This window comes from Paraburkholderia aromaticivorans (assembly GCF_002278075.1).
Classification (GTDB): Bacteria; Pseudomonadota; Gammaproteobacteria; order Burkholderiales; family Burkholderiaceae; genus Paraburkholderia; species Paraburkholderia aromaticivorans.
This window is the reverse complement of sequence record NZ_CP022989.1, coordinates 991709-1017835: the sequence shown is the minus strand read 5'-3', so window position 1 is coordinate 1017835 and position 26127 is coordinate 991709. Positions and strand designations below refer to the sequence as shown.

The window sequence follows — 26127 nt, the reverse complement described above, 5'->3', positions numbered from 1 at the left end:
ATTCGGATGATTAACGGTTTAACACGCTAAAACCTTTAGGCCCTGCTGTCAGACGCCGACCTCACATAGCGGAAACCCGCATGGGCTGGTGCTTTCGGGTCAGTCTCTCCAGCCGGATTCGGCGCCTGTTGGATAAACGCTATTAGTGTTCATCCCACTTCCTCAAAAAAGTCCCACAAATTAATTTGATAGCCTACACTTGCGCGCAAGTACGGTTTGCCGCCTGCCACAAACAGTCCGGCAATCCTGCTGGCCAAGTGCATGAACGATGCAACCGGCGTGGTCGTCCACGGGACTGAGCGACACGTGTTGGGGAAGCGGGGGCACAGGGCGATTACGTTGTTTTTGGGACCGAAACTGGAGACTTACATGAACATCAAGATTCAAAAGCTGTTGCCGATCAGCGCTGCGGCGATGCTGTTCGCGACGTTGGCAACAACGGCTGCAGCCGACACGGTCGTCAAGATCGGTCACGTTGCACCGCTGACTGGCGGTATCGCTCACCTGGGTAAAGACAACGAAAACGGCGCGCGCCTGGCAGTTGAAGAAATCAACGCCAAGGGCCTGACGATCGGTGGTCAGAAAGTCACGCTGCAACTCGACGCGCAAGACGACGCAGCCGACCCGCGCACGGCAACTCAAGTCGCGCAGAAGCTGGTCGACGACAAGGTCGTCGCAGTGGTTGGCCACTTGAACTCGGGCACGTCGATTCCGGCTTCGAAGATCTATAGCGACGCTGGCGTCGTGCAGATCTCGCCGTCGGCAACGAACCCGGCCTACACGCAGCAAGGTTTCAAGACGACGTACCGCGTCGTGGCGACGGATGCGCAACAAGGTCCGGCACTGGCCAACTACGCAGCGAAGGGTCTGAAAGTGAAGAGCGTCGCGATCGTCGACGACTCGACCGCTTACGGCCAGGGTCTGGCAAACGAATTCGAAAAGACGGCGAAATCGCTGGGCCTGAACGTGATGTCGCATGACGCGACGAACGACAAGGCTGTCGACTTCCGCGCGATTCTGACGAAGATCAAGGGCGAAAACCCGGACGCGATCATGTACGGCGGCATGGACGCCACCGGCGGCCCGTTCGCCAAGCAAGCCAAGCAGCTCGGCCTGCGCGCGAAGGTGCTGGCAGGCGACGGCGTGTGTACCGACAAGCTGTCGGACCTGGCCGGCGACGCAACCGACAACATCGTCTGCTCGGAAGCCGGTATGGCGCTCGAGAAGATGGCTGGCGGCGCAGCGTTCCTCGCCAAGTATCAAAAGCGTTTCGGCCAGCCGATCCAGATCTACGCTCCGTTCACGTATGACGCTGTGTACATCATCGTCGACGCTATGAAGCGTGCCAACTCGACCGATCCGGCGAAGATCCTGGCAGCCATGCCGGCGACCGACTACAAGGGTGTGATCGGCGAAACCACGTTCGACTCGAAGGGCGACCTTCAACACGGCGTGATCTCGCTGTACAACTACAAGGCAGGCAAGAAGACGCTGCTCGACGTCGTGAAGATGTAAAAATCGCGTGAGCGAAGGCAGCTCGGTCTGCCTTCGGTTGCATGATAAAAAAGGCACGCGCGCCGCGAGGTTCGCGTGCCTTTTGTTTTGCCGGTTCTTTTGCCGCTCTTTTCTGCGGATCCGCACTGGATGGAGAACATGCCGTGACCACTGTGACCCGTTCGTTCGACGACGCATGGCGCCGCTGGATTGCCGAGAATCTGCTGCTCGACGCACCGCCCTCGGCGCTGCATGGCGCGCTGGTCGGCCACGGTTTCGAAGCGAACGAAGCCGCGCGGGAAATCGAAGCGGCACTCGCGAGTCCTTACTTTCACGGTGCAACGCGCTTGCGCAATCGTTTGCGTAAGCGTGAATGGATATTGTCGGTGTACAGCGAGTTGAACCGCATGCGCCCGCAGAGCGGCGTAATCGAACGGCGCGAACGCTTATCGCGCGACGGGTTCTTTGAGCAGTACTACTGTCAGAATCGTCCGGTCATCATCACCGGCGCCTTCGATTTCTGGCCCGCGCGTTCGCGGTGGAATTGGGACTATCTCCGCGAGCGCTGCGGCGATTGCGAAGTGGAAGTGCAGTTCGGCCGCGAGTCGGATGCGAATTACGAAATTAATCAGCCCAAGCTCAGGCGCATGATGCGTTTTGCCGATTATGTCGATCTCGCCGAGCAAAGCGGGCCGACAAACGATTTCTATATGACCGCCAATAACACCTCGCACAATCGCGCGGCGCTTGCGGCGTTATGGTCCGATGTGCCGCCCATCGACGAATATCTCGACGCCGCATCGCCCGACACCGGTTTCTTCTGGATGGGACCGGCTGGCACAAAGACGCCGTTTCATCATGATCTGACCAACAATTTCATGGCGCAGGTGATCGGCCGCAAACAGATCACTCTCGTGCCGCTATCCGACACGCCGCATATGGCGAACCATCTGCATTGCTATTCGCAAGTGGATGGCGGGGCGATCGATTACGACAGTTTCCCATCGATGCGGCAAGCGCAATTGATCGAATGCACGCTCGCGCCAGGCGAGTTGCTGTTTCTGCCGATCGGCTGGTGGCATTACGTGGAAGGACTCGACGCATCGGTGACGATGACGTTCACCAATTTTCTCCGCGGTAACGACTTCTCGCGTCGCTACGATACGTATCACGAACTATGACGTGCGGGTGAATCGCGCGCCGCTGGCTGAAGCGGCGCGGCTGGAGGCCGGTGCGGGTGACGGGAGGCGCGGATAAAAAAACAGCGAGCCGGTTGCCCGGCTCGCCGCCCCCCTTCGGCGCTTGTTTTTCGGCGCCGTTATTTGCTGTCGTTATGCTGGTTCGTCACTTCTTTGTCGTCAGCGTGCCGAGACCGCCGAGCAAGCCGCCGCCGGTCGTGCCGCCGGCGGACGTCGCCGTGCCGCTCAAGGCGCCGGTGACGGCGGTCAACAGACCGGTGATCGGTGCCAGCGGGTTGCTTGCGCCGCCGTTGCCCGATCCCGCGGCCGAGCCCAGCGCGCCGGTCAGCGACGACACGGCCGAGGTTACCGGCGCGAGCGGATTGCCGCCGCTGTTCGTCGCGCCGCTCAATGCACCGGTGACCGAACTCACGACGCCGGTAAGCGGCGCAAGCGGACTGCCCGAGCCCGTGCCCGTGCCGCCGAGACTGCCGGTCAAGCTGCTGACGACATTGGTCAAGGGCGCGAGCGGGCCGCCGGCGCCGCTGCCGCCCGTCAGGCCGCCGCTCAGGGTGCCGGGCAGCGCGGTGAGGATGCTGGCGAGCGGTGCGAGCGGCGAGCCCGTGCCGGCGCCGCTGCCCGGATTCAGAATGCCCGTGATGCCGCCGAGCGGATTGCCGCTGCCGCTCCCGCCCGCCGTCAGCAGGCCGCCAGCCGAGGTGACCGTGTCGCCGAGATTGCTGACGACGTTGCCGAGGTTCTGGCCGATCGGATTGCCCGTCGCGGAACTGAGCTTGCCGCCGGCGGTGTCGAGGCCGTGACCGATGGTCGAGAGCAGGCCGTTCAGCGGTGAACCGAGACCGGTCGTGTCGCCGACGGTCTGGGTCGTCTGCGCGAGCGTGCTCGTGATCGGCGTGATCGCCGTGGAAACGGTCTGCGTGACTTGCTGGATCGGGCCGTTCGTCAACTGCGAGCCGAGTTGGTTGCCGAGGCCGCTCACCGCGTTGCCGACCGTCGAGACCGTGCTGCCGAGCGGCGTGGTCAACGGGCTCAGCGGCGCGGTGGGTCCGCTGCCGAGGCTCGTGACGAGCTGGCCGGCGCTATTGACGGCCTGGCCCGCGTCGTGGATCAAGTTGCTGCTGCTGGCGAGCGTCGTGCCGAGCGGATCGGTGGAATTGCCAAGCTGGCCGAGGCCGCTCGCCACGCCTGTGCCGACGGCGGTCACGCCGTTGCCGAGATTCGACACGACGTTGCCGAGCGCCGTGGTGGTTGCTGGATTCGCGCCGGGAATCGGCGTAAGACCGATCTGGCTGCCGATGGCGGAGACGGTTTGGCCAGCGGCGGTGACCACGTTGCCGGTGTTTTGCACGACGACGCCGACGGGGTTGGCGCTGGTGGGTGTTGGCGTCGGAGTTGGAGTTGGAGTCGGCGTCGGCGTCGGCGTCGGCGTCGGGGTTGGTGTCGGCGTCGGCGTCGGCGTACCGCCGCCCGAACCCGATCCGCTTCCCGCGCCGCCCGGCACGCCCGGCCTGTTCAACGTGCTTCCGCATCCCGTCAGGATGATCATCGACGTGACGCACATGGCGATCGCCGTCAGCTTGAATTTGCGATTCATGGTCTGCTCCCCCGTAGTTTGAACACTGCGGAGAGCTAACTGCAAGGCCTATGCCATTTTTATTCGCACGTCCGTCGCGTGAAATAAACGTATATAAATCATGACGTTGGAGGTGCGCAAGACACCCCGGGGCGGACTCCGTTCCACCGACGTGTCCCGGAACACAGCCGTGGGCGATGGCCGCGTAACGTAACGCGAGGCGCGCCCGCTTCGTATGACGCCGTGCGCGCCGACTCAGCCGCGGCGCGCTTGCGCGTCAGATCTTCAAACGCCGCAGCACCTTCGGGCCAGCGAGTGCGATCAAGGCGCAACAGAGGGCGACCACTGAGAGCCCGATCGGCAAACTGCTCACCTGCGTCACGGCGCCGATGATCACCGGACCGAGCAGCAGCCCGAAGTACGCCAGTCCGGCAACGTGCGCGAGTCCTTCAGCCGCGTGAATGCCTTTGACGCTTGCCGCCGCGGCGAACAGCACCGGCATCATGTTCGCGAGACCGAGCCCCATCAGCGAGAAACCGATCAGCGCCGCAACCGGATTCGGCAGCAGCAGCGCTCCGACCATGCCGACGCAGGCGAGCGCCGCGCTTGCCATCACCAGTTGCGGCGCGCCGAAGCGGGCGCGCACCGCGTCGCCGGCGAACCGCGCGGCCGCCATGCCGCCCGAAAACGCCGCGTAGGCCGCACTCGCGAGCGCGGGCGTGGCCAGTACGACATCGCGCATATAGACGGTGGCCCAGTCGTACATCGCGCCTTCCGCAATCAGCGCGACCAGCGCCATCGCGCCCAGGGCCCACAACGCCGGCGAGCGCCAGCGGTTGGCGCGCGGCGTGGCGGAGTCGGGATGGTCGGCGTGCGGCACGTGCGGCAGCACCGAAGGACAGGCGGCAATCAGAACGAATGCGCTGACCGTCGCGGCTAGCGCAAGATGGACGGCGGGCGCCATGCCGCGCGACAGCAGCGCGCCGCCCACCGCCGCACCGGCCATCCCGCCGACACTGAACATGCCGTGCAGCGACGACATGATCGGCTTGCCGAGCGCTTTTTCGACGGCGCTGGCTTCGGCGTTCATCGCGACATCGAGGGTGGCCAGGCCCGCGCCGAAGGTGGCCAGCACGACCAGCAGCAGCCAGTAAGACGGTACGACCAGAATCAGCGCCGCGCACACCGCCATCACGAGGCCGCCGGCGAGGCAGGCGCGGCGCGTGCCGACTCGCGCGATCCACGAAGCGTTGGCCGCCATCGCGCCGATCGAGCCGCCGGCCACGGCCAGCAGCGCAAACGACAGCATTGCCGCGTTGAGATGGAAGCGGTCGCGCACCGTCGGCACATGCACTCCCCACGACGCGTACATCATGCCGGCGATGAAGAACACCGCCATCGTGGCGATACGGGCGCGCTGCCGCGCGGTATCGGACAGGTCGCGGTGAGCGGCGGGCAGGGCGGTGACTTCGGAAGAGCGGTCTGACACGGAACTCTCGAGGAGGGACGCGCAAGAAAGCGCGCTGAAAGCGAAATTCCGATTCTAACGAAGCGGGCTGTTTTATGCTGGAAGGTGGAATTCGCCTATGCGCGGGTCGTTCGGTTTGGCGCGAGGCTCCGCGGCTTGGTTTGGCTGGACTGCACTGGGCTGCGCTGGGTTTGGTTGGGTTCGGCCCGCAGTGGCATGGCATGGTGCGGTTCGAGTTAGCCCCGCCCTTGGGCTCCACGGCATGGGCGCGACCCGTGCCGTGCGGTTCACGTGCCGCCTGTCGTGATTCGCCACTGATCTATCAAGGAACGCACACTTGAACATTCCCGCTCACGCTCCGCTGCATCTGCTGCACACGGCCGCCGTCGGTACGCTCGCCACGCACGCGCGCCAGCCGGAAGGCTATCCTTATCCGACCGTGCTGCCGTTCGCACCTGACCCGCGACATCGTCCCACCATCCTGGTGAGCCGGCTCGCCGAGCATACCCATAACCTGCACGCCGACCCGCGCGCCGGCTTTCTCGCAGTCGACGCCCCCGACGGCGACGTCCTGAGCGCGCCACGCGTCACGCTGCTGGGCGCCTTCGAACCGGTCGACTCGACGCCCGAGGTCGTGCAGCGCTATCTGCGCTATCACCCGGAGGCAGAGCGTTATCTGGTGCTCGGCGATTTTACGTTTTGGACAATGCGGCTCGAAAGGCTGCGTTATATCGGCGGCTTCGGCGCAATGGGATGGCTCGACGGCGCTGAACTCGATCCATTGCCGCCGCTCGCTTTCGATGAAGAGAACACGCTCATCGCGCAATCGCCCAGTCACGCCGGCCGCGCGGCAGGATTTCAAATTCTTGGCGTCGACCGATATGGCGCGGACCTGAAAATGAATGGGGCACGAAGCCGTTTTGCCTTCGACGACGCGAAACTCGATACCGCAAGCTTGCGCGCGTCGCTCGAAGATTGCATCCAACGCTACGCTAATTAGGCTTTTACCGATGCTTTGGGGAAAACACTCATCCGTATTAAACGCACGGAACGCCGTGTAGCAATATGTTACGACCTTGTCTGCGTAAGCTTTCATGGCATGAAATGTTGGCCTCGAACGGCGCACTTAATTTTCATTTCGTGATAGTTAATTCCATCATTGCCGATGCCCTCTGTATTTTCAGCAAAATCCGAAATTAGCTATTTGAAAGGGACTGGTGTGACATGGGGGCGCAGCGAAATTTTTTGAAACGAATTCGGATTAATTCCGCGCACGCGCTTTTGTAATCTTTCTATTTTGTGTTAATCTCGCAAACAAATTCCGAGGCATGATCCACCTTCAAAGGGCAAGCTGGCTTAAGACTGGCAGTCATTTATCCAAACCACAAGGGAACCTATGTCTTCCTACAAGGAACTACTCGCTCAGCGCGAGAAGCTCGAAAAGCAGATCGAAGAAGCGAAGTCGCGCGAATACGCGGAAGTGTTGAATGAGATCAAGCAGAAAATGGCCGACTACGGCATTTCTCTGACCGAACTCGGCGGCGGTCGTGCCGCCAAGGGTGCCAAAGCCGCTCGTCCGCGCGCCGGTGTCGCACCGAAGTACCGCGACCCGGAAAGCGGCAGCACGTGGTCCGGCCGTGGTAAGCCGCCGCGCTGGATCGCAGGCCTCGATCGCGAGAAGTTTCTCATCGAGAAGTAAATGCATCGCCCTGCGGGTAATGCAGCCGGTCGTTAGTTAATACGAATAAGTTCAATCAGATGCGGCCATAGCGTCTGACGTCGTAAGAGAGAACCGCGTACCGTCGAGGGCGCGGTTTTTTTTATTGCCGCGACAAAATGCCTTTTTTGTCGCATGGGTTCCAGGAAGCTTGAACGCGAATGCTTTTCGTTTAGATAAGCGGCTGATTTAAAAGGAATTTTTTGGGTGTCTCCGACGCGTTTCGGGACGCGCCGGGTAGAATACTCGGATTGAACTTTTTCAGTCCACTTCTACCATGCCTGCCGCCGCCGCTGCACAGTCCGCCGAAAAACATCGCATTGCGCGCAAAAGTACTTTTGTCAGTATTGCGCTTAATGCGGTGTTGATGACGCTGCAAATCGTCATTGGCGTGTTCGCTCACTCCCAGGCACTGGTCGCCGACGGTGTGCATTCCCTTGCCGATCTGGTTTCCGATTTTGTGGTGCTGATCGCCAATCGGCACAGCGGGGCGAAGCCCGACGCAGATCACAATTACGGGCATAGCCGCTATGAAACCGTGGCGTCGTTATTTCTGGGCGCGCTGCTGATCGCAGTGGGCGTCGGTATGTTGTGGCGGGCCGGAACGCGGCTCGCCGACTTGCAGAACATCCCGCCCGTGCATATGAGTGCGCTCGTGGTCGCGGTGCTGGTTCTGGTTTCCAAAGAGAGTCTGTTTCGCTACATGCTGCGCGAAGCGCAACGTGTGCGTTCGGCCATGCTGATCGCCAACGCCTGGCATGCGCGCTCTGATGCGGCGTCGTCGCTGGTGGTCGCGATCGGTATCGTCGGCAGCCTCGCCGGTGTGCGGCTGCTCGATCCGATTGCAGCGGCGATTGTCGGTTTCATGGTGGCGCGCATGGGGTGGACGTTCGGCTGGGACGCGCTACAGGACCTCTCCGACCGCGCGCTCGACGACGCCGCCACGGCGGACATGCGCGCGTTGCTGCTCTCGACACCCGGCGTGCGCGACGTGCACGAGTTGCGCACGCGCAAGATGGGCGACTTCGCGCTCGTCGACGCGCACATTCTGGTCGATCCGCTGATCTCGGTATCGGAGGGGCACTACATTGCCGAGGCGGCGCGCCTGCGCGTGCTGACGGATAGCCGTGTGCTCGACGCATTGATTCATGTCGATCCGGAGAACGATGCGGTCGCGCACCCGCCCGTCGACCTACCTACCCGCGAACGAGTGACCGCGGAGGTGGGCGCCGCACTGGCACCGCTCGGCATGAAAGCGGCGGCGGTGAATATCCACTACCTGAGCACGGGACTGGATGTCGAGGTGGTGCTGCCCGAGGCGTCGTCGCGCGTGCTGGATAGCGACAGGCCACGGCTCGGAGGACTTGACCTGGCCGCGCTGAAGGCACGCCTGGGCGCGCGCAGGCTGAACGTGTTGCAGGAACTGGGCGGATCGACGGTCGACACCGCTGCGAAGACCGGCGCGAACCCGGGCGCGGCCGCTGATCGCACGAAGGCTGCGGAGCCGCACAGCGCCACCTGATGGCGGCATCGCGCGAGCATGCTGCTGCCCGGCGTTCGGCGTTCGGCGTGTGTCGAACGGTCAGCGGTTCACAGCGGCAACTGCGTATCGAATTTGATTTCGCGCAGCACGACGCTCGTGCGAACCTGCGCGACGGCGGGAATCTTGAAGATGCGTTCGTGCAGGAAGGTGTCGTACGCCTTGATGTCCGGCGCGACGATCTTGAGGATGTAATCGGACTCGCCGGTCGTGCTGTAGCACTCGGTGACTTCCGGGCAGGTGGCGATTTCCCGCTCGAACTGTTCGACGCCACCTTCGGTGTGGCGCGTGAGGTGAATATGCGCAAGCGCGCAGACGTGCAGCCCGAGCTTTTCCCGATCCAGCAGGGCGGTGTAGCGCTGGATCACTCCCGATTGCTCCATGTCCTTGATGCGCCGCCAGCATGGCGTGCTCGACAGGCCGACCTGATCGGAAATCTCTTGCACCGAGCGGCGTGCGTCGAGCTGCAGTAGGCGCAGGATTTTTTGAGAGAACGTATCGAGTGTCAACTGCGCCTCCGTTTGCGTCGCCGTATCAACGCATGGTAGAGGGGGCGAAAACGAAACGCAATGTAAAACGGCCTCGACGAGGGAGATTACCTAATTTGCCGGTTCCTCGGTGGTGTTTTGTCCTGTGCCGTCCCCATCTTTAGCGACCGCCAGCGTGATCGCCTGACTTGCTCGCAGATCCTTCAACATGTTGCAGAAAAGCGCGCCCTGTTCGATCGCGTCGTCGAGCGCGACATGGGTATGCGGATGTTCGTCGAACCAGTGCTTCGGAAAGCGCGGCTTGATGTTCTTGCGATACGGCAAGCCGGTCATGGCAAAGGCCAGCGTCTTGATGTCGAGCGCCGACCAGGAAAACGGACAGCGGCCGACGAACCGCATCATGTACCAGAACATGTAAGTGAAGTCGAAGCCGGCCGGCATCGCCACGAACACCGGCTTGCCCGGCAATGCCTCGACCCAGTCGACATATGCGGTCAAAGCGGCCACGGGCGTTTGCAAATCCTTGCGGCACGCTTCCCATGCTTCGGGCTGCGTCTTCCACCATGCTTCCTGCACCGGATGCGGCTTGGCCTCGTCGAGCAGTTCGAGATTCGCCGAGAAGGTTGCGATCAGGCGCTTGTCTTCGGTATAGGCGGCGGAGGCAAAACTGAGCATGGAATGCGGGCCGGGAATCGGGCCGTCCGCTTCGACATCGGTGCTCACGTAGATTTCGCTGCTCATGCCTCGACTCCATCGGCGACGTACGGATTGGTGCGGCGTTCGGCGCCGAACGTGGAAGTGGGACCGTGGCCTGGAACGAAAGTGACGTCGTCGCCGAGCGGCCAGAGTTTTTCGCGGATCGAGCGCACGAGATCCGCGTGGTTGCCGCGCGGAAAATCGGTGCGTCCAATCGAGCCGGCGAACAGCACGTCGCCCACCAGCGCGAGCCGGTGCGCGCGGCTGAAGAACACCACGTGGCCTGGCGTGTGGCCCGGACAGTGATAGACCTCGAGGATTTCGTCGCCGAATTGCACGGTCTCGCCGTTCTGCAACCAGCGGTCCGGTTCGAACGCCTGGGCGGCGGGAAAGCCGAAGCGCGTGCTTTGATCCGGCAACTTGTCGAGCCAGAAGCGTTCGTCAGGGTGTGGGCCTTCGATCGGTACGCCGTAGTGCGCGGCCAGCGTTTTCGCGCCCGCGCAGTGGTCGATGTGGCCGTGGGTGAGCAAGACCTTTTCGACCGTGACGTTCTGCCGCGCGACTTCGCCCTGGATGATGTCGAGGTCGCCGCCCGGGTCGACGACAGCCGCGTGTCCGGTCGCCTCGCAAACGAGCAGCGAGCTGTTCTGCTGGAACGGCGTGACGGGGATCAAGGTGACTTTCATGGATGACGGCGCCGCTGGAAAAGCGTTGATTGTACCGGCCTCTCGCCCACCCTCGCCGAGCCGCTGAAGCCCCGGCGCAGCGGGCTTCCGGCTGCTCATTTTTGCAGCGAGAGTGAAAATTCATCAAGGTTTTCAATCGCTTGTCATCCCGAAATTCTGTTTTAGGTATAATGGACCCCATGCACAGAGAATTGTGCTGCCACAGGGCGATGCGTCCCCATCAAAAATGGGCACGCGGATCGCCACTCAAGTATGGGCTGTCGCAGTTATGGGCGGCCATCAAGTATCGATGCATTCGATGCACACGTCTTGCCCAGCCAGGTGCCACGCGCCTGCTACGGACTTAACTGCCGTGACGCTGGGTGGGGCCTACGCCGCCGTTCCTGCGCGCTGAGCTTCGCGCGCAAGAACGTGTTTGCCACGTTCGATGGCGGCATGTGGGGTCTGGTCAGGCTGCCGGGGACAGGTTGCGCCAGACGTGAAAATTAACCGTGCGGTAGCGGCTGAGTGAGCCGCATCCGGGCTTTGACGTACTGCGCTCAACTGCGCGGCGCGTTGTCGTCCATTGCCGCCGGAGTCGCAGGCAACACGCCCAACATTCGCGTGATGCGGCTCGACAATGTGATTGCACGTCTTATGAAAACTCGGTTATCCCGTGGTCTGGGGACTCTTTTTGCCTTTTTTGTGCTGGCGGGTTGCGCCACGCCTCCGGGCGCCGGCAACACGTCGGATAGCGGCGTGCCGCAGAGCACCAAAAATACGCAGGCGGGTTCCTTCGGACCGCAAGCTTTCGGTAGCGCGCCGGCCTCCGGCGTGTCCGCCCAAGGCTCGTCGCTGGCCGATGCAAAGCCCCTCACCGATGATGGCTCCGGCATTTCGGACTTTCATCAGACCGGCCGCGCGTCGTGGTACGGCCGTGGCTTCCATGGCCGCCGTACCGCCAATGGCGAACGCTACGACATGCACGCGCTGACCGCTGCGCATCGTACGTTGCCGCTGGGCTCCTATGTGCGCGTGACCAATCCGGCTACGTCGCGCTCGGTCGTCGTGCGTATCAACGACCGCGGCCCGTATGCGCGTGGCCGCGTGATCGATCTGTCCATGGCCGCCGCCGCCGTGCTCGAGATGCGCCACGCCGGCACGGCGCGCGTCCAGATCGAAGGTCTGACGCAGCAGGAAGCCCGTGCTGCGCGCGACGAAATGCTGGCGTCGAACTCGGATTCGACCGCCCAGAAATGATGTAGCGGCGGGCGTGCTTCAGGCGCGCTCTACATAGCGCCGTGCAGCATGACGGCCGCTCGTATCACGTTCGCAGAAAAATGAAGGGCCGCATCGTGCGGCCCTTATTGTTTGCCCGCTGGCTTTATTCTTCGTCTTTCTTCAGCGCCAGCGCGCGCGCGTACAGCGCGTTGCGCGACGCCCCGGTGATGGCCGCCGCCACCTTGGCCGCGCTGCTCACTGTTAACTCTTCCAGCAGAATCCCAAGCAGCGCGTCGTGATCATGTTCGCCAGCCGCTTCCGGTTGCGCGCCTTCCACCACCAGCACGAATTCGCCGCGTTGCCGGTTCGGATCGGCGGCGAGCCACGTTGGCCCTTCGGCCAGGGTGCCGCGGTGCAGCGCTTCGTGTAACTTCGTCAATTCCCGTGCGATGAGCAGCTTGCGCTCGCCGCCGAATGCGTCGGCCAGTGCCTGCACGGTTTCGACTATCCGGTGCGGCGCTTCGTAGAACACCATCGCGTGAGGGTGGTTCGCGAGCGACTGCAACGTCGCGGCGCGCGCCTTCGCCTTCGGCGGCAGGAAGCCGAGGAACGAGAACGTCGCGACCCAGTCGCCGGCCGCGCTCAACGCGGTCGCGAGGGCGCTTGCGCCGGGCAGCGGTATGACGGGAAAGCCGGCTTCACGGACCGCGTCGACGAGTTTCGCGCCCGGGTCCGAGATGCCCGGCGTGCCCGCATCGGAGACGTAGGCCACACGCTCGCCCGCTTGCAGATGCTCGATCAGGCGCAGTGCCGCGGCCCGTTCGTTGTGCTGATGCACCGCGACGAGCGGCTTCGAGATGCCGTAACGCGCGAGCAGTTGGCCCGTGTTGCGGGTGTCTTCAGCGGCGATGCGGTCCACCAGTCCGAGCACATGCAACGCGCGCAGCGTCACGTCGGCAATGTTGCCGATCGGCGTGGCGACCACATACAGCGCGGCAGCCGGGTACTGCTGCCCTTGCGCGAGTTCGGAGAGAGGAGTCATGAGGCAGAAGACGCAAACAGACAGAACGAGGCCGCCATTGTGCCACGCGGGGCCGCGCGAATCGGCTGGCCGCGAGGCCATGCGCGCAGTGGCGACGAGCGGTGCTTCCACGGCGCCGCACAACTTTTCGGGACTCGTCGGGTCCAAACTCGTCGGCGCGGCTTTCGAGGCGCGCGCGCAGGCGTTTTTGCAGCGGCAGCGTTTGCGGTTCGTCGCGCGCAATGTGTCCTGCCGCGGCGGCGAGATCGATCTCGTCATGCGCGAGCGTGACGGCGCGCTGGTGTTCGTCGAAGTGCGCGCGCGTGCGCAGCGCCGGTACGGCGGCGCGGCGGCTAGCATCGGCTGGCAGAAGAGGCGGCGGATCGTGCGTGCCGCGCAGCATTATCTGGCGACCCGTGTCCCGCAATTGCGGGATCAGCCCGCGTGCCGGTTTGACGTGATCGCGTTCGAAGCCGGCCGGCTCGTGTGGCTGCGCGATGCGTTTCGTGCCGACGAAGTCTGACGCCGTGCGCGGCGAACCCGCGTGAGTGCGATAAACTTGCGCTCGCGTGCCGACCGCGGGATAGCGCCGACAACACGGGAAGCAGCGCAATTCGTGACGGTTTTGCCCACATGCACTGCGTTGCCGGTCAGGTTTGTCGGAGCGGCACGACTTCGCATTACGACTTCACAACACGGCCGCGCATTGCGGTCCATTCGCGGTAGAAGATAGAGACTCGATGTCAGTCGAACGCATTCAACAACACTTCCGCGACAGCGCGGCAGTCAAACTCGAAGCCCTCGAAACCCTGTCGATGCCGATTGCCGCTGCGATCGACACGATGTTCGCCGCGCTTGCCAACGGCAATCGGATTCTTGCGTGCGGCAACGGCGGATCGGCGGCCGATGCGCAACACTTCGCCGCCGAGCTGATCGGCCGCTTCGAGCGTGAGCGGCCAGGCTTGCCCGCGATCGCGCTGAGCACCGACACCTCGGTGCTGACCGCCATCGCCAACGACTATTCGTTCGAACAGATTTTCTCGAAGCAGGTCTGGGCACTCGGCCAGCCGGGCGACGTGCTGCTGGCGATTACCACGTCCGGTCATTCCGCCAATGTGCTTGCCGCGATCGAGGCCGCGCACGAGCGTGAAATGATCGTGGTCGCGCTGACCGGCAAAGGCGGCGGGCGCATGCAGGACGTGTTGAGCGATACCGATATCCATGTGTGCGTGCCGTCCGAACGCACCGCGCGTATTCAGGAAGTGCATTTGCTGACCATCCATTGTCTGTGCGACGGCATCGATGCCATGTTGCTGGGCGAAGACTGAGACCGATTCCGAAGGAGAGCTAGTTGATGAGCGTATTCCGCGTCAAGAAGACACTGGTGAGAACCGTGCTGGTGGTTGGGTTCGCGGCGGGGCTGTCCGCAACATTGCAGGGTTGCTTTCTCGCCGTTGCCGGCGCGGCGGGCGGCGGCGCGCTGGTGGCGACCGACCGGCGCACGCTCGGCGCGCAGACCGAAGATCGCGAGTTGCAGGTGAAGGCGCTCTCGCAGATCAGCCAGAACTTGCCCGACAACGCGCACGTCAACGTCACGGTGTTCAATCGCCGCGTGCTGCTGACGGGTGAAGTGGCGGGGGATGTGTCCAGGCAGCGCGCGGAGACTGTCGTGCGTGGCCTGAACAACGTCAGCACGATCGTCAACGAACTGTCGATCATGCCGGCGAGCTCATTCTCGTCGCGCACGAATGACACTTACCTCGAGACGCGTGTGAAGACCGCGCTGATCGCCGAGAAGAACATTTCGGCGAACAATTTCAAGGTCGTGGCCGAGCGTGGCTCGGTGTATCTGATGGGTCTCGTCACCATGGACGAAGGCAATCGGGGCGCGGATGTCGCGAGCCGGGTGCCGGGTGTGGTGCAGGTCGTGAAGGTGTTCCAGTACATTCAGCCGCAGGAAGCCGTGGCGGCGGCAGCGGCAGCGGGGACGGCGCCCGTGGCGGCGTCGCAACCGGACGCGAGCGCGGCGACCGTCGGCGCTATTCCTGATTCGTCGGTGAGTTCGCGGCCGCTGGAGCAGCAGGCGCCCGCGCCGGTCAGCAATTCGAACTCGGTGCATCCGGGTAATCCGAAGGCGACGACGCCATGATGCGAGGTGTTGCGCGCGCAGTGAGCGCGCTGATGCTTGGCGCGCTGGTCAGCGTTGCGGCACCGGCCGCGCGAGCCGCGGATGCGCCACGCGGGCAACGGGTTGCCAACGCGAATGCGTGCATGGGGTGTCACGCGGTGGACCGCAAACTGGTTGGTCCGTCGTTCCAGCAGATCGCCGCGAAGTACAAGGGCGACGCCCAAGCGCCGGTGAAGTTGGGGCGCAAGGTGAAGGAGGGGGGCTCCGGCGTGTGGGGCATGATTCCGATGCCCGCGCATCAATCGATGAGCGACGCGGATATTAGCGCGGTGGTGGATTGGGTGCTCGCAGGTGCGCCGTCCAAATGACATTTTGCTGCCCTTGAGGGCTTGGCAAAATGGAAAATGCCTGTGCTAGAATTGTTTGCACGTTGGGGGGGTAGCTCAGCTGGGAGAGCGTCGCGTTCGCAATGCGAAGGTCGGGAGTTCGATCCTCCTCCTCTCCACCAAACGGTTTCATCAAAGCTCTACAGGTCAAAAAGACTTGTAGAGCTTTTTTGTTTTTGGCCTTCAAACGACCCAACCCCAAGGGACGCAGTCCAAGAGCAAAAACACATCCGCAAACCCCTGAATCATCCGCTCCACCGCGCAACCCCGATCAAGCGCCTTCAACCCCCGCCTGGCTGACGCACCGTCGGTCCCGCAAGCGACGGCGGGACCTCCGCGCAGAATGCGTGTGCTGCGAACCGGGTGAAAGACGCCGATTTCGCCGAACGGCGAGGACGCGCATGCCGCGCGCCTTTAAAAGCAACCCGCCCCGTGTGCGTGCGCCGCCGCTACAGGCGCGGCGCTCAGTCGGAAAAAAGCGCTCAGAACTTATCCCACTCGTCATCCGCACCGGCTGCAACCGCCGCCACGGCTGCCATCGCCGGCACGGCGAGCGGCGCGGCAACCGTCGCACCTACCGGCGCAGGCGTCGCGCGGACGACGCGCCGGACCGGCGCAACAGCCGGCTCGCGTCGCGGCGTCACCTTATGCAACGGAGCAGCTGAAGCAGGCATCGTGGCCGCATCGCTACTCAGAATCTGAAAGAACGCCACCGCCTCATTCAACTGCTGGCCCTGATCTTCCATCGACCGCGAAGCCGCCGCTGCTTCTTCCACCAAGGCGGCATTCTGTTGCGTGACGTTGTCCATCTGCGTGATCGCAAGATTGACTTGCTCGATGCCACGGCTTTGTTCACTCGACGCCGCCGCGATTTCCGACATGATGTCCGTCACCCGCGCCACCGCCTGAGTGACTTCGGCCATCGTCTTGCCGGCTTCGCCCGCGAGCACCGAGCCGTCGCGGATCTTGTCCACGGAGCTGGCGATCAAGTCCTTGATCTCCTTGGCCGCGCTCGACGAACGCTGCGCGAGGCTTCTGACTTCGCTCGCGACCACCGCGAAACCGCGCCCCTGTTCGCCGGCGCGCGCCGCTTCGACGGCTGCGTTCAGCGCAAGAATGTTCGTCTGGAATGCAATGCCTTCGATCATGCCGGTGATGTCCGCGATCTTGGTGGAGCTGTCGCTGATATCGTGCATGGTGCTCACCACCTGGCCGACCACTTCGCTGCCTTTCTGGGCGACCGACGATGCATTCGTCGCCAGCATGCTGCCCTGCTGCGCATTGTCGGCGTTCTGCCTCACGGTGGACGTGAGTTCCTCCATGCTCGACGCCGTTTCCTGCAACGAGGCCGCCTGCTGCTCGGTGCGCTGGCTCAGGTCCATATTGCCCGCGGCGATCTGGCGTGCCGCGCCGGCAATGCTCGTGCTGCTGTCGCGCACGCGGCCGACGATCGCCGTCAGCCGTTCGTTCATTTCGCGCAACGCGCCCAGCAGCTTGCTGGTCTCGTCGCTGCCGCTCACGGTGATGCGCGCGCAGATCGCCTTCCGACACGGTGCGCGCGACGTCGATCGCCTGGCGCAACGGTCCGGTGACCGCGCGCGTAATCACTACGCATGCGCCGATCGCGAGCGCCACCGCGATCAAGCTGATCGCGATCAGCAGATTGCGCTGGTTCTCGTAGTGCGCCGAGTAGTCGTTGATCAGCTGTTCCTGACGTGCGTGCGTGTAGTCGGCATACGCGTTGGTGGCGCGAACCAGCGCGGCGAGCAACGGCCGGCATTCATCGTCCATCTTGACGATCGCCTCGTCGCGTTTGTTGGTCAGCGCGAGATTGACGATGCCGGTGGCGACCGGGCCGTACGCGGCCTCCACCCGATTGATCTCGGCGACGAGACTGCGCGCTTTCTGCGACGTGTCCGTCGCCGTGGCGATCATGTCGTTGAGTTTCTTCAGATCCGTTTGCACATCTTCGTGTGCGCGCAGCACATCGGCTTTCTCCAGGTCCAGGTCCTGAGGTTTGGTCACCAGCACGAGATTGCGCGCGGCGATGGCCCGTCGGTCGACGGCGGTTCGCACCTGCATCGCCATGTCGGCACGCGCGTTGATACCGTGCACGAAGCTGGAGAAACCATCGGTTGAGTCGCTGAGTGCCTTCAGGGAAAGCGTGGAAACCGCGACGACGATAAGAGACAGCATGCCGAAGCCGGCAACGAGTTTGGCCTTGATGGTGAGGTGTTTTAATGTCACGATTTTTCTCCAATAACGAAACGTGAATGCGTTCGCAATGGACTCTCAGGTCCGGACATGGGAGCGTCTGTGTGACCGTCGTGCATTGCGGCGGCCCCGCGCTGTTTACCCATTGATGTCTACGTCGGGCACCTCACTTACCGGGCATCGACGTCGGACACAAAATAGGTATCCCATTTGCGGAATATCGGATCGCGCCGTGGAATACTGAGGGCAACACGGGTATTTCTCTATAAAGGTTGCGTGCAACGACCAGAAAAAGTGAAATTCGGTGCGAAACGAATATATTCAGTCATGGCGTGAAAACATCGCATCACATTTCTGTTTGATATTGCGCACGTGGGGTGCGAGTCATGCAGCCACGTCCAAGAAGCACGTCACCACGCCGAACCGGGCGGCATGAAAACCGGCTGGGGCAATGCCCGGCGATCATGGAGCAGGCATCATGAAGGTTCTTGTATTCGGCGCGACCGGCATGGTGGGACAGGGCGTATTGCGCGAATGCCTGCGCGCGCCCGATGTCGAAGCGGTCCAGACAGTCGGCCGCACGCGCAGCGGTCAACTCGATCCACGGCTCATCGAAGTGATTCAGCCGGACCTGATGGACTATCGCGCGGTCGAAGCATCACTCAAGGGTTTCGATGCGTGCTTCTTCTGCCTGGGTGTGTCGTCGGCGGGGATGCGGGAGGCCGAGTATTCGCGGCTCACCTACGACCTGACGATGACAGCGGCACAGACGCTCGCCCGCCTCAATCCGCAGATGACCTTCGTCTACGTGTCCGGTGCGGGCACCGACAGCACGGAGCAGGGCAGCAGCATGTGGGCACGCGTCAAGGGCAGGACCGAGAACGCGCTGCGGCGGCTGCCGTTCAAGGGTGTCTATCTATTCCGTCCCGGCGTGATCGAACCGCTGAACGGCGCGCGCTCGAAGACCCGCTCGTACCGGCTGTTCTACATGCTGGCAAAGCCCTTCCTGCCGACCCTGCGTGCGCTCCTGCCCAACCGGATTCTGAGCACGGAAGACATAGGGCGCGCGATGCTGGCCGTCGCGCGCCATGGCGCCGACAAAACGGTGCTCGAAACCGCCGACATCCGCGCCCTGAGCCGCTCGGCCCGCGGTCCCGTCCTCGACCTGCACACCGGCTGAATGCAGGCGAACGCGTCCGCCTTCGCCCGGGCCGGCAAAAAACCCGCTTCGTCGCTTATCCGGTGCGCCACCGCGTCTGGTAGGCTACCGGTTGACGGTGCGCGCCAGCCGGGACGCGGCCCTCCTGCTCACGCGCGTTGGTCCGCGCATGCTCGAACAAAAAACCATGGTGACGCGCCGACCGAACATCGTGATTGCGATCAGTATCGTGCTAGCCAGCGCGATACTCGCGATCGCCGTGTGGGTGCTGGCGCAGATGCGCGACGACGCATTGCGGCGCGCCCAGGATTCGGTGTTCAACGTGTCGCTGCTGGTCGAACGCGACGTGTCGCGCAATCTCGAGATCTATGATCTCTCGCTGCGCGCGGTGATCGAGGGGTTGAAACAGCCCGGCGTGCTGGATCTGACGCCGGCGATCCGCCAGATGGTGTTGTTTGACGGCTCGGCAAGCGCGAAATACATGGGTTCGATTCTCGTGACCGACGAGACCGGCAACGTCCGGTTCGACTCACAGGCCTCGCCGCCGCGCCAGATCAATTTGGCCGACCGCGATTACTTCAAGGTGCAGCGGGACTCGCCCAATGTCGGCCTGTTCATCAGTCACCCGTTCGTGCCCAAGGTGACCGGCAAAGACGTCAGCATCGCGCTGAGCCGGCGGATCACGCGGCCGGACGGCAGTTTCGCCGGCGTGGTGGTGGGCACCATGCGCCTCACCTATTTCCACAGTCTGTTCGCCGGCATGCATCTCGGCGCCGGCGGGTCGATGGCGCTGATGTTGAGCGACGGCACGATGCTGATGCGGCGTCCCTACGATCCGAAGATCATCGGGATCAATCTGACTGGCACTGCCAACTACTCACGCTTCACCCAGCAGCCGAGCGGCGACTTCTTCGGCACCGCGGCGATCGACGGCGTCGAGCGCTGGTACGCGTTCCGTCATATCGATATGTATCCGCTGATCCTCGACGTCGCGCTCTCCACGCGCGACATCTTCGTGGAGTGGCGGCGCCGCGCGTGGATTATCGGCACGCTGATCGCCGCGCTCGATGTGACGATCATCGCACTGGCCGTGCTGTTCTCCCAGCAGATGCGGCATCGCCGCGCGGCCGAAGAAGAGTTGCGCGTGCTGGCGCGCACCGACGGGCTGACCGGCCTCTTCAATCGCCGGACCTTCGAGGAAGAGGCCGAAGAAGAGTGGCGCCGCGCGCAACGCAACGCATGGCCGCTGTCGATGCTGCTGATCGACGTCGACAGTTTCAAGGGTTTTAACGACCTGTACGGCCATTCGGCGGGCGACGAAGCGCTTATCGGCGTGGCCCGCTGCATCTCGCAGAGCGTGCGCCGCCCCGGCGACACGGCGGCGCGCTACGGCGGCGAAGAATTTGCCGTGCTGCTGCCCAATACCGACGAAACCGGCGCAATGCATATCGCCGAGAAGATTCGCGCCGCGATTCAGGCGCTGCAGCTTCGGCACGTGGCGAGTTCGCATCACGTGCTGACCGTGAGCATCGGCGTGGCGACCGCGCGAGGCGCGACCTTCGCCACGAACCGCGCCCTCGTGAATGCCGCCGACGAAGCCCTCTATCAAGCCAAAGATGCGGGCCGCAATCGCGCGCTGTGCTATGGTGCGACGACCCGTGCGACGCACAATGCCGCCGTTGCGGCGGGGCAGGACACCAAAGCGAAGAATGCCCTTTGACGCGGACGAAAAAAAACCGCTCACGCCGGGGGGCGTGAGCGGAAAAGTCGGAGAGTTACAACATCGCATGCGCTTACTCATGGGGACGAACGTCATGGGGACGAACGTCATGGGGACGAACGTCATGGGGACGAACGTCATGGGGACCAACGTCATGGGGGTCAACGCAGCAGGCTCAGTCTAAGCGTTCGCGTCCGCCCCACATATCAGACGAATCCCAATAATCGTTGCACCGACTTGCCGCTCGCGCGGCCTTCCGCGATCGGCCCTCCTTGCGCGAAGCATGGTTTACAACATCCTGTCCCGGTTATGCCTGGCATTTCTCGCATCAAGTCGCTGCGCCCGCCGCCGTAAATGAGGTGGGTGGGTCGCCGCGCAACCGAAAAATCGCGAAATGTTTCGCGATGGCGTGGCGGCGCGAGCGTCCCGACGTGACTCGTGAAGGATGGTGAAATGAAGTGGTTCGACCGTATGCCTGTGTTCAGGAAACTGCTGCTGGCGTTTTCCGTTGTGATCGGGTTTTGCGTCGTGATCGGCGTGACTTCGCTGAGTACGCTGTCGTCGATGCACGACATTACGGACACCATCTGCAATAGGCACATGAACGGCCTCTACTGGATGGAGGAGGCGAACCGCCATAAGATCGATTCGGATCTGGCCGCCGCGAACCTCGGCTACGCCGCCGACGACGCCGGCCGTCAAAAGCTGAAGGACAGCATTGTCGGCTCGCTCAAGGAGATGCGCGGCGCCTACGACCAGTATCGCGCGACCATCGAGACGAGCAAGGGCCAGCAGATGTTCGACGACGTGCTGCGCAAGTCGGCGGTGTGGGAAGGCATCGTGCATCAGCAGATCGGTCTCGAACCGATTCCGGCCGGCGTCGACAACAACGAACTCGTGCGCCGCGCGATTGCGTCGAGTGAGGCGCTGCGCGATCGCATCACGGCGCTGATCGACTATCGCCGCGAACAGGCCAACGAAGCGCAGCAGCAAGCGTCCGCCGGTTATCGGCATATGCGCATCGTGATGAGCGCGCTGGCGCTGGGCGCGATCGTCGCGGGCATGCTGCTCGCCATGGTGATTGCGCGCCGTCTGTCCGGGCAACTGGGCGGTGAACCCGATTACGCGATGCAGATCGCCAACCGCATCGCGGCCGGCGACCTGAGCGTGCGCGTCGAAACCCGCGCCGGCGACACCCACAGTTTGCTGTTCGCGTTGCGCAATATGCGTGAGCGGCTGGCCGGCATTGTGTCGGGCATCAGCGAATCGAGCGAGTCGATCCTGATGGCGTCGGGCGAAATCGCGCAAGGCAATACCGATCTGTCGCAACGCACCGAAGAGCAGGCCGCCGCGCTGCAGGAAACCGCGTCGAGCATGCAGGAGCTGACCTCGACGGTGAAGATGAACGCCGAGAACGCGCAGCAGGCGGGCGGCGTGGCGCGCGGCGCGTCGGAAGTGGCGGCGCGCGGCAGCCAACTCGTCGGCGACGTGGTCGAAACGATGCGCGAACTCGCGGCCGGTTCGAAGCGCATGACGGACATCATCGCGGTGATCGAAGGAATCGCGTTCCAGACCAACATCCTCGCGCTGAACGCGGCAGTGGAAGCGGCGCGCGCCGGCGAACAAGGGCGCGGCTTCGCGGTCGTGGCGGGCGAAGTGCGCTCGCTCGCGCAGCGCAGCGCGGTGTCGGCGAGGGAGATCAAGGAACTGATCGAAAGCTCGACGACGCGCGTGGGCAGCTGCGCCGAACTGGCCGAGCGGGCCGGGCAGACAATGGCTGAAGTCACGCACGCGGTCAAACGGGTGACCGACATCATGGGCGAGATTTCGTCGGCGTCGCAGGAGCAGAGCACCGGCATTGAAGAAGTCAACCGCGCGGTCGCGCAGATGGACGACGTGACGCAGCAGAACGCGGCGCTGGTGGAGCAGGCGGCGGCTGCCGCGGCGTCGATGGCGGATCAGGCGAGGCAGTTGCAGGCGGCCGTCACGGTGTTTTCGCTGGAGGCGCGGCACGGCTAAGCCCGCCAGGATCTTCATGGGCACGGCAGAGCGCGCCTGGGTCCTCACTGAGCGAGGGGCGCCATCGCCGGCGGCGCGGCCTGCTCGCACCGCGTGCCGCGGTATTCGCCGCTTGCCCGCGCCGCGCATTTCCCCGAGCTTGCCAGGCCCAATGGCACTCCGTACACTCGCGCGTACTTCCTGGGCGGCGCCTTGTTCCGGCGCCGTCCACCATAAATAGCGCCGAACAGAGGAGAACCCCCGCCATGGCCGATTCCTACTTCCCCCGCTGGCGCACCCAGCCCGCGCCTGCCGAGGGCCGCATTGTCGGCACTGACGAGCGGCTCGCATGGCCGCAGATGTTCGCCATGGGCGTGCAACACGTCGTCGCGATGTTCGGCTCGACCGTGCTCGCGCCGTTGCTGATGGGCTTCGATCCGAACCTGTGCATCTTCATGTCGGGCATCGGCACGCTGCTGTTTTTCGTGCTGGTGGGCGGGCGTGTGCCGAGCTATCTCGGCTCGAGCTTCGCGTTCATCGGTCTCGTGATCGCGGTAACGGGATACGGCGGCCACGGGCCGAACCTGAACATTCCGGTGGCGCTCGGCGGGATCATCGCGTGCGGCGTGGTGTATGCGGTGATCGGCCTGATCGTGTCGGCGGTCGGCACTCGATGGATCGAGACGCTGATGCCGCCGGTCGTGACGGGTGCGATCGTCTGTGTGATTGGTTTGAATCTGGCGCCGATCGCGGTGCATGGCGTGAGCGGCAGCAACTTCGATTCGTGGATGGCGCTGGTCACCGTGCTGTGCGTCGGCGCGGTCGCGGTGTTCGGGCGCGGCATGCTGCAGCGTCTGCTGATTCTGGTCGGCCTGCTGATGGCGTATGGGATCTACGCGATCGTCACGAACGGCCTCGGCATGGGCAAGCCGATCGATTTCTCCATTGTCGCGAACGCGGCGTGGTTCGGCATGCCGCACTTCACGGCGCCGGTTTTCAACATGCAGGCCATGACCCTGCTCGCGCCGATCGCGGTGATTCTGGTGGCGGAGAACCTCGGCCATATCAAGGCGGTGAGCGCGATGACGGGCCAGAATCTGGACCGCTACGTGGGCCGCGCATTTCTCGGCGATGGACTCGCGACGATCGTGTCCGGCTTTGCCGGCGGCACCGGTGTCACGACGTATGCCGAGAACATCGGCGTGATGGCCGTCACCAAGATTTATTCGACGCTGGTTTTCGTGATCGCCGCGGTGATCGCCTTGGTGCTGGGCTTTTCGCCGAAGTTCGGCGCGGTGATCCAGACCATTCCGGGGCCGGTGCTGGGCGGCGTGTCGATTGTCGTATTCGGGCTGATCGCCGTGACCGGCGCGCGCATCTGGGTCGTCAACAAGGTGGACTTCTCCGACAACCGCAATCTGATCGTGGCCGCGGTCACGCTCGTGCTCGGCGCCGGCGATTTCTCGTTGAAGCTCGGCGGCTTTGGTCTGGGTGGCATCGGCACCGCGACCTTTGGCGCGATCATTCTCTATGCGCTCCTGAGAAGAAAGCCGGTGCAAGGTCAGGTAGCCTGATCTTCCTTTTTCGTATCCATCGTTTCGCCGCCGGCAGGGCTACTTCTTCCGAGATGTCTTATTCGAAGCAAGCTCTGACCGGCGGTCCCGCAGCCACGCTACGCATCATCGCCTTCGCGCCGTCAGCGCAGTCTCGGACAGATCCACTTCGCGCATGAGCTTGTTCAACGTCTCGTCGTTGATCTCCTGACTGCTGCGCAGCGCCAGCAGCGTCTTGCGCTCGGCTCTCATGGCCGCGAGCTTCATCCTGAACTCCAGCGCATCGGCGCGGCGCGCCAGCTCGCGGGGTTCCTGCTCTTCATCGAGCGTGGCGAGGCGGCGCCGGTAGAGATCCATCACCCGCGCGGTGACATCCGCCGCATACGCCGAGGCCGACTCGTCCAGATCCGCGCACTCGGTGTCGTGCACCTCGTCGACCGCGCGAATCGCGGCTTGCGCGGCCATCGTGCGCGCGAGCAATTCCTCGGCGGCGTGCGGATCCTTGCCACGGCGCCAGCCGTTCAGCAACAGCGGCAGCGCCACGACCGCCACCAGCAGCGAGAGCAGAATCACGCCGGACGCGATGAAGATCGCCAGATCGCGGCCCGGCAATGGGATGCCGCCCGGCAACAGCTCCGGCAACGACAGCACGCCCGCGAGCGTCACGGCGCCGCGCACCCCGGCCACCGTCGTGATCGCGACCATGCGCAAGCCGGGTACCGCATTCGACACGCCGTGCTTCGCGGCGCCGCGGCTCGCGAACCAGCGCAGCAGCCAGACCCATATGAAGCGCATCGTATAGAGCGCCACCGCCACTGCGGCGATATAGCCGATCAGCAGCCAGACCTGCGTATTGCTGGTCTCGTGCGCGTCGAGCAATGCCCGGCCGAGAATGTGGGGAAACTGCAGCCCCAGCAGAATGAACACCATGCCGTTGAAGACGAACTCGATCATCGTCCACGTGCTGTTGGCGCGCACTCGCGATGACACCGACCCGGCGTTCGCGATCGTCGCGTAGTTCATCATCATGCCGGCGGCGACCGCGGCGAGGATGCCCGACAACTCGAAGCGCTCCGCGATCAGATATGCGGCGAACGGAATCAGCAGCGTCATCACGACGCCGGGCGCCGGATCGCCTTCTTCCGTGAGATTCAGGAAGCGCGCCGACACGAAGCTGAACAGCCAGCTCACGGCCGCGCCGGTCACGACACCGCCCACGGCGATGATCACGAAACTGATCGACGCATCGCGCAGCGAAAACACGCCCGTCAGCGCCGCGGCAATGGCGAATTTCAGCGCGACCAGTCCGGAGGCGTCGTTCATCAGCGCCTCGCCTTCCAGGATGTGCATGAGCCGCCCGGGGATCTTGCCCTTGCCGACGATGCCGGACAGCGCCACCGCATCGGTCGGGGACAACACCGCGGCGAGCGCGAACGCAACCGGCAGCGAGATCGACGGCACCAGCGCATGCACGAAGTAGCCAACCACCACTACCGTCATGAAAACGAGGCCGAGCGCGAGCATCAGGATCGAGCGGCGCGCCATGAAGAATTCGCGCTTGGGGATGCGCCATCCGTCCGCGAACAGCAAAGGCGGAATGAACAGCATCATGAAAATGTCCGGGTCGAAGGTGACGTGCAGCCCGAGCCTCGGCCATGCGAGGAACGCGCCGATCGTGATTTGCACGAGCGGCAGCGGCAAGACGATTGGCAGGAGACGGATCACGACGCCGGACGCGGCGACGGCGAGCAAAAGAATCAGTACGGTAAAGACAATGTCCATCGGTCTATTTCTGGGGATATAACGGCGTGGCTTCGGTGAGCTTCGGCGATGCGGCCGCGCGACGCTGACGAAGCGTAAGGCAGAAGTTTAGCCCGATGACGTGTT

General features: G+C 63.6%; 21 protein-coding genes, 1 tRNA gene and 1 pseudogene. 15 read left to right on the top strand and 8 right to left on the bottom strand.

Annotation, left to right across the window (positions count from 1 at the left end):
• Positions 1-369 precede the first annotated feature (369 nt).
• Positions 370-1515, top strand: a complete 1146-nt coding sequence (locus CJU94_RS04570) for a branched-chain amino acid ABC transporter substrate-binding protein (RefSeq protein WP_095417706.1) — start codon at positions 370-372, stop codon at positions 1513-1515.
• A 143-nt stretch (positions 1516-1658) separates the two neighbouring features.
• Entirely contained in the window at positions 1659-2675 is a 1017-nt protein-coding gene (locus CJU94_RS04565; RefSeq protein ID WP_095417705.1) for a cupin-like domain-containing protein, read from the top strand.
• Between the two features lie 163 nt (positions 2676-2838).
• Here the strand turns inward: CJU94_RS04565 and CJU94_RS04560 are convergent, their stop codons facing one another.
• The gene (locus tag CJU94_RS04560; RefSeq protein WP_095417704.1) at positions 2839-4287 is read right to left on the bottom strand and encodes a collagen-like triple helix repeat-containing protein; all 1449 of its coding nucleotides are present in this window, start codon (positions 4285-4287) and stop codon (positions 2839-2841) included.
• Between the two features lie 256 nt (positions 4288-4543).
• Complete coding sequence (locus CJU94_RS04555; protein WP_095417703.1) at positions 4544-5755, bottom strand: MFS transporter; 1212 nt, start codon at positions 5753-5755, stop codon at positions 4544-4546.
• Between the two features lie 316 nt (positions 5756-6071).
• Between CJU94_RS04555 and CJU94_RS04550 the strand changes: the two genes are divergently transcribed.
• The 3 genes from CJU94_RS04550 to CJU94_RS04540 all read left to right on the top strand — a co-directional run bounded on the left by CJU94_RS04550 (position 6072) and on the right by CJU94_RS04540 (position 8973).
• On the top strand, positions 6072-6734 hold the full coding sequence (locus CJU94_RS04550) for a HugZ family pyridoxamine 5'-phosphate oxidase (RefSeq protein ID WP_095417702.1): 663 nt from the start codon (positions 6072-6074) through the stop codon (positions 6732-6734).
• A 396-nt stretch (positions 6735-7130) separates the two neighbouring features.
• Positions 7131-7433 carry an H-NS histone family protein gene (locus tag CJU94_RS04545; RefSeq protein ID WP_095417701.1) on the top strand — a complete coding sequence of 101 codons (303 nt, stop codon included), beginning with the start codon at positions 7131-7133 and terminating at the stop codon, positions 7431-7433.
• Positions 7434-7728: 295 nt separating this feature from the next.
• Positions 7729-8973, top strand: a complete 1245-nt coding sequence (locus CJU94_RS04540; RefSeq protein ID WP_095417700.1) for a cation diffusion facilitator family transporter — start codon at positions 7729-7731, stop codon at positions 8971-8973.
• A gap of 68 nt (positions 8974-9041) precedes the next feature.
• Here CJU94_RS04540 and CJU94_RS04535 read toward each other — a convergent pair whose 3' ends face one another.
• The 3 genes from CJU94_RS04535 to CJU94_RS04525 all read right to left on the bottom strand — a co-directional run bounded on the left by CJU94_RS04535 (position 9042) and on the right by CJU94_RS04525 (position 10861).
• Complete coding sequence (locus tag CJU94_RS04535; RefSeq protein WP_006050474.1) at positions 9042-9500, bottom strand: Lrp/AsnC family transcriptional regulator; 459 nt, start codon at positions 9498-9500, stop codon at positions 9042-9044.
• A gap of 90 nt (positions 9501-9590) precedes the next feature.
• Positions 9591-10220 carry a 3'-5' exonuclease family protein gene (locus CJU94_RS04530; RefSeq protein WP_095417699.1) on the bottom strand — a complete coding sequence of 210 codons (630 nt, stop codon included), beginning with the start codon at positions 10218-10220 and terminating at the stop codon, positions 9591-9593.
• Complete coding sequence (locus CJU94_RS04525; protein WP_095417698.1) at positions 10217-10861, bottom strand: MBL fold metallo-hydrolase; 645 nt, start codon at positions 10859-10861, stop codon at positions 10217-10219. Before CJU94_RS04525 ends, CJU94_RS04530 begins: the two co-directional genes overlap by 4 nt.
• 636 nt (positions 10862-11497) lie before the next feature.
• Between CJU94_RS04525 and CJU94_RS04515 the strand changes: the two genes are divergently transcribed.
• Positions 11498-12100 carry a septal ring lytic transglycosylase RlpA family protein gene (locus CJU94_RS04515; RefSeq protein WP_425272190.1) on the top strand — a complete coding sequence of 201 codons (603 nt, stop codon included), beginning with the start codon at positions 11498-11500 and terminating at the stop codon, positions 12098-12100.
• Between the two features lie 124 nt (positions 12101-12224).
• Here CJU94_RS04515 and rsmI read toward each other — a convergent pair whose 3' ends face one another.
• A complete protein-coding gene (gene rsmI, locus CJU94_RS04510; protein ID WP_095417696.1) occupies positions 12225-13103 on the bottom strand; it encodes a 16S rRNA (cytidine(1402)-2'-O)-methyltransferase in 879 nt (292 codons plus the stop codon).
• 79 nt (positions 13104-13182) lie between these two features.
• On the opposite strand from rsmI, the gene CJU94_RS04505 reads away from it, so the two are divergent.
• From CJU94_RS04505 to CJU94_RS04485, 5 genes are all read left to right on the top strand, one after another.
• Positions 13183-13605, top strand: coding sequence for a YraN family protein (locus tag CJU94_RS04505; protein ID WP_095420218.1), 423 nt, complete (start codon positions 13183-13185; stop codon positions 13603-13605).
• 217 nt (positions 13606-13822) lie between these two features.
• Entirely contained in the window at positions 13823-14410 is a 588-nt protein-coding gene (locus tag CJU94_RS04500) for a phosphoheptose isomerase (protein WP_095417695.1), read from the top strand.
• A gap of 26 nt (positions 14411-14436) precedes the next feature.
• Complete coding sequence (locus tag CJU94_RS04495; RefSeq protein ID WP_095417694.1) at positions 14437-15231, top strand: BON domain-containing protein; 795 nt, start codon at positions 14437-14439, stop codon at positions 15229-15231.
• On the top strand, positions 15228-15578 hold the full coding sequence (locus tag CJU94_RS04490) for a c-type cytochrome (protein WP_095417693.1): 351 nt from the start codon (positions 15228-15230) through the stop codon (positions 15576-15578). The genes CJU94_RS04495 and CJU94_RS04490 overlap by 4 nt, the downstream gene beginning before the upstream one ends.
• Before the next feature lie 64 nt (positions 15579-15642).
• Positions 15643-15718, top strand: a tRNA-Ala gene (locus tag CJU94_RS04485).
• 360 nt (positions 15719-16078) lie between these two features.
• Here the strand turns inward: CJU94_RS04485 and CJU94_RS04480 are convergent.
• Positions 16079-17792: pseudogene (locus tag CJU94_RS04480) on the bottom strand (methyl-accepting chemotaxis protein).
• A 496-nt stretch (positions 17793-18288) separates the two neighbouring features.
• On the opposite strand from CJU94_RS04480, the gene CJU94_RS04475 reads away from it, so the two are divergent.
• The 4 genes from CJU94_RS04475 (at position 18289) to CJU94_RS04455 (ending at position 24261) form a co-directional block, all read left to right on the top strand.
• Positions 18289-18990: an NAD(P)H-binding protein gene (locus CJU94_RS04475; RefSeq protein ID WP_095417692.1), complete on the top strand. Its 702-nt coding sequence runs from the start codon at positions 18289-18291 to the stop codon at positions 18988-18990.
• 148 nt (positions 18991-19138) lie between these two features.
• A complete protein-coding gene (locus CJU94_RS04470; RefSeq protein ID WP_425272175.1) occupies positions 19139-20689 on the top strand; it encodes a sensor domain-containing diguanylate cyclase in 1551 nt (516 codons plus the stop codon).
• Between the two features lie 453 nt (positions 20690-21142).
• Entirely contained in the window at positions 21143-22708 is a 1566-nt protein-coding gene (locus tag CJU94_RS04460) for a methyl-accepting chemotaxis protein (RefSeq protein WP_095417690.1), read from the top strand.
• A 245-nt stretch (positions 22709-22953) separates the two neighbouring features.
• The gene (locus CJU94_RS04455) at positions 22954-24261 is read left to right on the top strand and encodes a solute carrier family 23 protein (RefSeq protein WP_095417689.1); all 1308 of its coding nucleotides are present in this window, start codon (positions 22954-22956) and stop codon (positions 24259-24261) included.
• Positions 24262-24366: 105 nt separating this feature from the next.
• On the opposite strand, the gene CJU94_RS04450 is transcribed toward CJU94_RS04455, so the two are convergent.
• Positions 24367-26022 (bottom strand): Na+/H+ antiporter, encoded by a 1656-nt coding sequence (locus CJU94_RS04450; protein WP_095417688.1) that lies wholly within the window; start codon positions 26020-26022, stop codon positions 24367-24369.
• Positions 26023-26127 lie beyond the last annotated feature (105 nt).